7 protein-coding genes and 1 pseudogene are annotated in these 8,169 nt (G+C 60.4%); all 8 read right to left on the bottom strand.

Annotation, left to right across the window (positions count from 1 at the left end):
* Positions 1-171: 171 nt before the first annotated feature.
* The 8 genes and pseudogenes from ACILSI_RS15160 to accD all read right to left on the bottom strand — a co-directional run bounded on the left by ACILSI_RS15160 (position 172) and on the right by accD (position 8,108).
* Positions 172-615 carry an ABC transporter permease gene (locus ACILSI_RS15160; RefSeq protein ID WP_395722735.1) on the bottom strand — a complete coding sequence of 148 codons (444 nt, stop codon included), beginning with the start codon at positions 613-615 and terminating at the stop codon, positions 172-174.
* A pseudogene (locus tag ACILSI_RS15155) lies at positions 612-884 on the bottom strand (ATP-binding cassette domain-containing protein); the annotation flags it as partial. The gene ACILSI_RS15160 and the pseudogene ACILSI_RS15155, both read right to left, overlap by 4 nt.
* Before the next feature lie 284 nt (positions 885-1,168).
* Entirely contained in the window at positions 1,169-1,693 is a 525-nt protein-coding gene (locus ACILSI_RS15150) for a hypothetical protein (protein WP_395722734.1), read from the bottom strand.
* A gap of 119 nt (positions 1,694-1,812) precedes the next feature.
* Positions 1,813-2,304: an 8-oxo-dGTP diphosphatase gene (locus tag ACILSI_RS15145; RefSeq protein ID WP_395722733.1), complete on the bottom strand. Its 492-nt coding sequence runs from the start codon at positions 2,302-2,304 to the stop codon at positions 1,813-1,815.
* A 7-nt stretch (positions 2,305-2,311) separates the two neighbouring features.
* Positions 2,312-3,205 carry a DUF502 domain-containing protein gene (locus ACILSI_RS15140; RefSeq protein WP_395722732.1) on the bottom strand — a complete coding sequence of 298 codons (894 nt, stop codon included), beginning with the start codon at positions 3,203-3,205 and terminating at the stop codon, positions 2,312-2,314.
* A gap of 77 nt (positions 3,206-3,282) precedes the next feature.
* Complete coding sequence (gene sucB, locus ACILSI_RS15135; protein WP_395722731.1) at positions 3,283-4,374, bottom strand: dihydrolipoyllysine-residue succinyltransferase; 1,092 nt, start codon at positions 4,372-4,374, stop codon at positions 3,283-3,285.
* A 37-nt stretch (positions 4,375-4,411) separates the two neighbouring features.
* Positions 4,412-7,165 carry a 2-oxoglutarate dehydrogenase E1 component gene (locus ACILSI_RS15130; RefSeq protein ID WP_395722730.1) on the bottom strand — a complete coding sequence of 918 codons (2,754 nt, stop codon included), beginning with the start codon at positions 7,163-7,165 and terminating at the stop codon, positions 4,412-4,414.
* 100 nt (positions 7,166-7,265) lie between these two features.
* Positions 7,266-8,108 carry an acetyl-CoA carboxylase, carboxyltransferase subunit beta gene (accD, locus tag ACILSI_RS15125; protein WP_395722729.1) on the bottom strand — a complete coding sequence of 281 codons (843 nt, stop codon included), beginning with the start codon at positions 8,106-8,108 and terminating at the stop codon, positions 7,266-7,268.
* Positions 8,109-8,169: the final 61 nt, after the last annotated feature.

Raw genomic sequence — 8,169 nt, 5'->3', positions numbered from 1 at the left:
AAGCCCTGTCACGCAGGGCGGTTTGCAGACTCCGGGTCAGTTTGTTGAACATGGCTCCTTCTCAACTCCCGCCCATTCCAGCACCTTGCCAGAAAGGCGTTTTATTTGCGAAGACACCGCCTAGGCTTCGGCATGTTCGTGCCTCAATGGGGTCTTCACCCCAGCAACGGCCTACTCATGCCGCAGCGCATCAATCGGATTCAGTTTGGCCGCCCTGCGTGCCGGCGTGTAGCCAAACAGCACGCTGACAATCGCGGAGAAAGCGAAGGCGATCACGTTGATCTGCGTGTTGAAGTTGAACGGCACCTTGATGACCGGCGCGATGGCCGCGATGCTCGCGATCTGCTCGCCGAGCGTTTCCGCGTCTCTCTCCGTGAAACTCGGCACGCCCGCCGATGAGCCGCGTTGGCCAAAACCCGCTCCAGGTCGCAGCGTGAGCAGATTGCTTCCTAGGCTGGAAATTTGTGCCTTCACCGCCAGCGTGGATCCTTCGCCCAGCGTGACCATGGTGATGATCGACGCCACACCGATGAAGATGCCCAGCACGGTCAAAAAGGCCCGCGTGAGGTTGCGGCCGATCTCCCGCACGGCGATGGCAAAGGCGTTCCAGATCATGGCGAGGTGGAATCGGATTCGACGAGGCCGTCTTTGATCACCACGCGCCGCTTCGCACACGCAGCCACGTTTTCGTCATGCGTGAACATCAGCACCGTGATGCCGCGATCCACATTCAGCCGGGTGAGGATCTCGATGATGTCCCGCGTTGTCACGGAGTCGAGATTGCCCGTCGGTTCATCGGCAAACAGCGTGCTCGGCTCCGTCACGATGGCCCGGGCGATCGCCACCCGCTGCTGCTGCCCGCCGGAAAGTTCGCCGGGCGTGCTGCTCAGATCTCCGCCTGGCTGACCGCGCAAAAATTAGGACCGGTCAAGGACATCGGTTTGGAGAAGCTGGCGGTTGCCCTGGAGCCTACGTTTCCAGTTCAGGCCACCATCGCAGCATTGAAAATTCAAGACCGCCAGCACATGCAGGACACTTTGACACAAGTTTGGCTGGCTTGGAAAGAACGGGATCCCCTTGGCGCGAGATCGTGGCTCATCAGCCACCCAGAGTCGCAGAGATTTATCGACAAGTAGCCCCTCTCGACCAAACCTGCGCTCATCTCCGCTCACGGGTAAGCGTGACCGGATCGAAGTTGCTGATAAACTCTGCTTAGCAAAGCCACATTGCCAGCCAGCGCACGGTAAGTTTTGTGCTGCGCGGTCAGGAGGCTGTCGGCACCCAAATCCGCCTGGGTGACGACATCAGACTGACTGATCACGTTTCTGTTGCCCACGACATCCAGAAAAGTGGGAACCACGACCGCGTTGGTTTTATCCGCCAGAAAGAGTTCTGCAAAATTGCCGCCCAGCTTGGCAATGGCCATGCCCCTGCCCCTGTCACCACCCCGCAGAGAGGTGGTCCCCTTCCAATAGACGCCGACTCCGGACTTGGAGCGCTGGAAGACCAATGCGCGCGTCACGATCATCCCCACACTTTTGGCGCAGACCACATGCCCCGCCTCATGAATGGAGGCGAATTCCAACGTCCCCACGGGCGCGTTCAGCGTGATAAGGCTTGACCTCGCCACGTCATGGCTAAATGCCACAGGAACCCAAAATGCCAAGACTAGGGTGATAAAGAATTTAATCATGGCATCAGTGAGGTTAAATAGCCGCCTTGTCTTCCTACAGATAGGCCAGTTTGCCTACAATTCACATAAATGAATCTTTATTCAGACATCCACCGCCTTACGATCGCTCAAGAACTAAATTAAAGTCCTTTCCACTCAACAGATTGGGAGAGCATCGTGTCGTTATCAAAAACGAAGCGCCCGGTAAAATGACGACGCTCAATCAAGGTTTGCGCGAGCCAGTGGATGTCGTCAGCCCACATCTCATGAAAAGGCAGCGAGTCTAGCGAGGTCCACAGCGGCACGGCCTCGGGCGTCTCCACGGCCTCGCCCTCATGCAGCGTGGCGACAAACACATCCACATGCATGCGCAGACCATCGACAAACTGAAACCACAGCTCGCCATGATGCACCGGATTCAGGGCGGTGACGCCCAGTTCCTCCTGCGTCTCGCGCACCGCGCACTGCACGGAGGTTTCACCAGGGTCCATCTTGCCGCCGGGACCGTTGATTTTACCCGCGCCGAGGCCGCGCTTTTTGCGGATGAGCAGCACCTCGCGCTTCGCCTCGTCGATGATGAACATCAGCGTCGCCCGGATGTCAGGCTGCCAGGTGTGCCAGTCGATGTTCACTGTGAGTTCAGCGTTTTTTCCACGGCAGGCCGCGCAACCAGCGTTTGCTGCTCTTGATGTTCAGCGACTCCGCCAGGATCTCGGTGTCCCCCGCGTCGAAATCCTCGGCACGCGGCAGTCCGGCGGGCAGCTCGAACTCCGGTTCGGGAATGGGAAGAGATTCCGGCAGCGGCGGGGCAACGGGTTTTTGATTCAACGGCACGGCACCGGAGGGCACGACCAGTCCGCCGGAGATGATCATTTTCATGGCATCCTCAATGCTGATCGGCGCATCGCAGACTTTTTCAGAATCAACGACGAGCAGAAAGCCGGTCATCGGGCTGGGCGCGGTGGGCAGCAGCACGCAGGTCATCGCCTTGCCGCTTTTTTGATCGCAGTACTGCCCGGTGGCAAAGCCGATCATACGCATGCCCGTCACCGGGTAATCAACGTAAACGACCCGTTTGAAGTTCTGCTTCGTGCCACCCAGGCTGCGGAAGGCGTCGATCACCTGCTTGAGCGGCCGGTAGATCACCGCCACCAGCGGAATACGCAGCAGCAGCTTGTCGATGGCGGTGACTACATGCACGCCGATCACATTCGTGGCCATGAAACCGAGCCCCAGGATGATCAGCAGCGAAAACAGGAAGCCAATGAAGTTGGTGAGGCTCTCCAGCTTCGGGTCGTTGATGTCCAGCAGCGGCTGCTCGGACAGTTCGTTCACCAAGTTCACGATCTGAGCCAGCACCGGCTTGCTCCAGCCGTGCAGGATGTCGTAGATCGAGTAAAGAATCCAAAAGGTGATGATCAGCGGCAGCGCCAGTGCCAGCCCTGCCAGGAACTTGTTCCGCATCCACACGCCCCAGCCTTTCGGCGCGGGTGCGTCGGGTGGAAGAGTCGTGCCGGGAAGTTCCTGTGTCATGACAATGTGTTTCAGTGCGTGAATGAGAACGCACCACAATCGCTTTGTTCAGCCAAATTCTGATTCAAATCATCAGATCATGCTCCCACGAGCATTCTGGCCGGATTTTCGATGCAGTCCTTCACGCGAATGAGGAACGTCACCGCTTCCTTGCCATCCACCACACGATGATCATAGCTGAGGGCGAGATTCATCATCGGACGGATGACAACCTGCTTGTCCACGGCCACCGGGCGCTGCTGGATGCTGTGCATGCCGAGAATCGCGCTCTGCGGCGGATTGATGATTGGGGTGCTGAGCAGCGAGCCATACACACCGCCGTTGGAAATGGTGAAAACACCGCCGGTGAGGTCGCTGACTTGGATTTTGCCTTCCTTCGCCTTCGCGGCATAACCGAGGAGGTCTTTTTCGAGTTCGGCGAAGGACTTCTGGTCCGCGTCACGCAGCACGGGCACGATCAAGCCACGCTCCGTGCCCACAGCGACACCGATGTCATAATAGTGCTGCTGCACGATCTCCTCGCCCTCGACGCGCACATTGATCTGCGGCACGGCCTTGAGCGCCTCGACGACGGCTTTGATGAAGAAGCTCATGAAGCCGAGCTTCACGCCGTTTTTGGCCACAAAAGCATCCTGGAGCTTGGAACGCAGCGCCATGACGTTGCTCATGTCACACTCATTGAAGGTGGTCAGGATGGCGGCGGTGCGCTGGGCGCTGACGAGCTGGTCGGCGATCTTTTTGCGCAGCGGGCTCATCTTTTTGCGCGTCACGCGGCCTTCAGGTGCGGCAGGAGCTTTCGTGACGGGCGCAGGAGCCGGCTCAGGCTTCGGCACGACTTTGAATTCCGTGATATTGCTCGGCTTCGGCTCTGGAGCCGGAGCGGCCGCAGGAGCGGGCTTCGGCTGTTCGGGTGCCTTGGCAGCAGGGGCGGCGGCGCTTTCGTCAATCTGGCCCACAACGGCTCCAACTTCCACGTCATCACCCGGTTGCTTGCCGATGTGCAGGGCACCACTAACCTCGGCGGTCACTTCTGCGGCGACCTTGTCAGTTTCGAGGGTGAGCAGGATGTCGCCGACCTTCACGAAGTCGCCTTCATTGAAGTGCCATTTGGCGATCTGACCTCCGGCGACGGATTCGCCGAGTGCGGGGATTTTGATGTCTGCGGGCATGACGGGGTGTTTTGGGGAAAGCTTGCGGTAGGTGGGATCAGGAATTGAAGGCGCTCTCGACCAGATGCTCCTGCTCCAGCGTGTGGATGGCCTTGGATCCGGCGGCGGGGCTGGAGCTGCGCTCACGACCGGCGTAGCGGAGCTTGTGGTTGGACAGCTCCTCCAGGCGCGGGCGGATGTAATAGAATGCACCCATGTTGCGCGGCTCCTCCTGGCACCAGATCCACTTCTTCTGCGCGCGCGGGTACTTCGCCACGATCTCCTTCAGCATGTCGTAGTTCAGCGGGTACAACTGCTCGATGCGGATGATGGCGGCGTTCTTGATCTTGTTCTCGGCACGGAACTCCAGCAAGTCGTAGTACACCTTGCCGCTGCACAAAATGAGACGCGTGATGCGATCGGGCGAGACGGTGAGCTGGTCGTCATCGAGCACTTCCCTGAAGGTGGTGCCCTCGGCCATCTCGCTGAGCTTGGAGACGCACTTCGGATGACGCAGCAGGCTCTTCGGCGTCATGACGATGAGCGGCTTGCGCGTGCTGCGCTTGAGCTGGCGGCGCAGCGCGTGGAAATACTGCGCGGGGGTGGAGAAGTTGCAGACCTGCATGTTGCCTCCGGCGCAGAGCTGCAGGAAACGTTCCAACCGGGCGCTGGAGTGCTCAGGGCCCTGTCCTTCATAACCGTGCGGCAAAAGCAGCGTCACATGACTCGGACGCTGCCACTTGCTCTCCGCGCTGGCGATGAATTGGTCGATGATGACCTGCGCACCGTTCACAAAGTCGCCAAACTGCGCCTCCCAGCAGACGAGCAGGTTGCTGGCAAGCAGCGAGTAGCCGTAGTCGAAGCCCAGCACGGCGGCTTCGGAAAGTAGGCTGTTGTAAACACAGTAGCGACCCTGCTCGGCTTGCAGGTTGTTCAGTGGAATGTGACGCTCGCGTGTTTGTGAATCATAAAACACGCTGTGGCGCTGGCTGAAGGTGCCGCGACGCACGTCCTGGCCGCTGAGACGCACACCATGGCCTTCCGTGAGGAGTGTTCCAAACGCCAGCGACTCAGCGTAGGCCCAGTCGATGCCTTCGCCAGCCTCCAGGGCCTTCTTGCGGGCCGCGAGGAAGCGTTTCGAGATCGTGGGGTGCAGATTGAAACCCTCCGGCACTTCGAGGAGGCGCTCACCCACCTTCTTCAGGTTCTTCATCTCCACTCCGGTCTTCACCGGGTTGTAATCATAAGCCGGCTGTGGCATCGCCATGCTGCCTTCGAAAGGATTGCCGCCATCAGCGGTCTTGTCTTTCTCAGCGAGGGTGGTGATGCCCTGCTCAAGCTCGTCTTCGAGCTCGCGCTGCAAAGCAGCGGCCCCTGCCTCGTCGAGCACACCTTGGCTGGCGAGGTCCAGGCGGAACAGCGTCGCGGTGGAGGGATGCGAGGCGATGGCACGGGCCATGTTCGGTTGCGTGAAGCCCGGTTCGTCCGTTTCGTTGTGGCCATGGCGGCGGTAGCACACGATGTCGATGATGACATCGCGGGCAAAGGTCTGTCGAAAATCGAGCGCCAGCTTCGTGGCGGCCATCACCTCCATCGGGCAGTCGCCGTTCACATGGAACACCGGTGCCTCGATCATTTTCGCCACGTCCGTGCAGTAATCGGAACTGCGCGCGTCCTCCGGCATCGTGGTGAAGCCGATCTGGTTGTTCACGATGATGTGAATCGTGCCGCCGGTTTGGTAACCGGGAAGCTGGGAGAGATTTAGCACCTCGGCCACGAGGCCCTGGCCGGCAAAGGCCGCGTCACCGTGAATGAGCACTGGAATGACTTTTTTGCGGTCCTTCGTGTCGCCCAGGGCGCGCTGTCGGGCACGCGCCATGCCTTCGACGACGGGATCGACGGCCTCCAGATGGCTCGGATTCGGCGCGAGCATCACACCGACGGAGTCGCCAGCGCTGGTCTGCCGCACAGTTTCAAAACCGAGGTGGTACTTCACGTCGCCGTCACCGGAAACCATGTTCGGCACATAATTCTCGCTGAATTCGTAAAACAGGAATTCCAGCGGCTTGCGCAGGAAATTCGCCAGCACGCTCAGACGGCCGCGATGCGCCATGCCCAGCACGATTTCCTTGCCGCCCTGCGCAGGCATGCCTTCCAGGATCGTTTCCAGCGCCACGAGCATCGACTCGCCGCCTTCCACCGAGAAACGCTTCTGGCCGACGAAGCGGCGGTGCAGGAAGCGCTCAAAGGACTCCGCCTCCAGCAGCCAGCGCAGTGCGTCGATCTGATCCTTCGCCGAAGACTTGGCCTCAAGATCACGGCCCTCCACGCGGTCCAGCAACCAGGCGCGCACTTCCGGGTGGTGGATGTGCATGAACTCAAAACCCGCCTTCCCGCAGTAGATGCGGCGCAGCTCAGCGAGCATCGTCTTGAGCTTCATCGGCTGCCCGTTGCGGAACATGTGCGTCTGCACCTCCTCCTCCAACTCATCCGCCGTGAAGCCGAGGCCCGCCGGGGTGAGCGCCGGGATTTCCGGGCCTTCCGGGTCCAGCGGATCGAGGTGCGCGGCGGTGTGGCCGATGGCGCGGAAGTTGTGCAGAGCGTTGGTGACGCGCATGCGGAAGTTCAGCGTCTTCTCGGAAAGCGGCGCACCGGCGGCCTCCGCCTTGGTGGCGAGGCGGGCCATGCCCAGCTCAAAACCTTCAAAAAACGACGACCAAAGCGGTTCGACAGAACCAGGGTCTTTTTTCCAGTCCACGTACTTGGACTCGAGGAAATCCGCGTTGGCGCGGTAAGGCAATGTGGCACTCATGATGGGGGGCGCAGAGAATGCGCCCTTTCGTTACGAGTGCAAACGCGGAAAGGCGGCTTTTGCAGCCATTTTCAGGGGGAAATCACATCCACCGCCGAGGCTAGGCCGCCTTGGCCGCCGTCATGTAACGCAGCAGCCGGGCAAGCGTGGTGCGCATGTCCTTGCGGTCCACGATCATGTCCACCAAACCGTGCTGCATCATGAACTCGGCGGTCTGGAAACCCGGAGGGAGGTCGGCATGGGTGGTTTCCTTCACCACACGCGGGCCGGCGAAGCCGATCATACACTTCGGCTCGGCGATGATGATGTCCCCCAGCGTGGCGAAGCTGGCGGTAACACCGCCGGTGGTCGGATGTGTGAGGATGGAGATGTAAGGCAGGCGCGCCTCGGCGTGCCGGGCGAGCGCTCCGCTCGTCTTGGCCATCTGCATCAGACTCAAAATGCCCTCGTGCATGCGGGCGCCGCCGGAGGCGGAGAACACGAGGACCGGCTTGCGCTCGGCGGTGGCGGCCTCGATGGCGCGGGTGATTTTTTCACCCACCACGCTGCCCATGCTGGCACCAAGGAAGCGGAAATCCATGATGGCGAGCAGCACCGGGACGCCTTCGATGGTGGCCCGCCCGGTGAGCACCGCCTCGGTCAGGCCGGTTTTCTGCTGGTAGGCCTTCACCTTGTCTAGATAGCCTTTGAAGCCGAGGGCGTTCACGGAGTCGAGTCCCTGGTCCATCTCGACGAAGCTGCCCTCATCGACCATGCTGGCGATGCGCTCGCCGGAGGCGATGGTGAAGTGGTAGCCGCAACTGGTGCAGACGCGGAGGTTCTTGCTCAGCGCGTCCTCGAACAGGCTCTCATTGCATGAGGGGCACTTCGTCCAGAGGCCTTCCGGCATGTCGCGTTTCTTTTCACCCAGTGCGTCAACGGTGCGTTTTTTGAAAAATCCCATGGTAGGTCAGTCGGTGTGGACGTCCTGCGAAGGCGGACCTGATGGAGCGTCTCCCCGAGTG

The sequence above is a fragment of the Prosthecobacter sp. genome, from assembly GCF_044232965.1.
Lineage (GTDB): Bacteria > Verrucomicrobiota > Verrucomicrobiia > Verrucomicrobiales > Verrucomicrobiaceae > Prosthecobacter.
The sequence above is the reverse complement of the archived record's forward strand: the minus strand, read 5'-3'. Positions and strand labels throughout refer to the sequence as shown.

Bases quoted from the DNA above. Each gene is read 5' to 3' on its own strand.
- ACILSI_RS15160 (WP_395722735.1), bottom strand. From the start codon at position 615: ATGATCTGGAACGCCTTTGCCATCGCCGTGCGGGAGATCGGCCGCAAC.
- ACILSI_RS15150 (WP_395722734.1), bottom strand. From the start codon at position 1,693: ATGATTAAATTCTTTATCACCCTAGTCTTGGCATTTTGGGTTCCTGTG.
- ACILSI_RS15140 (WP_395722732.1), bottom strand. From the start codon at position 3,205: ATGACACAGGAACTTCCCGGCACGACTCTTCCACCCGACGCACCCGCG.
- sucB (WP_395722731.1), bottom strand. From the start codon at position 4,374: ATGCCCGCAGACATCAAAATCCCCGCACTCGGCGAATCCGTCGCCGGA.
- ACILSI_RS15130 (WP_395722730.1), bottom strand. From the start codon at position 7,165: ATGAGTGCCACATTGCCTTACCGCGCCAACGCGGATTTCCTCGAGTCC.
- accD (WP_395722729.1), bottom strand. From the start codon at position 8,108: ATGGGATTTTTCAAAAAACGCACCGTTGACGCACTGGGTGAAAAGAAA.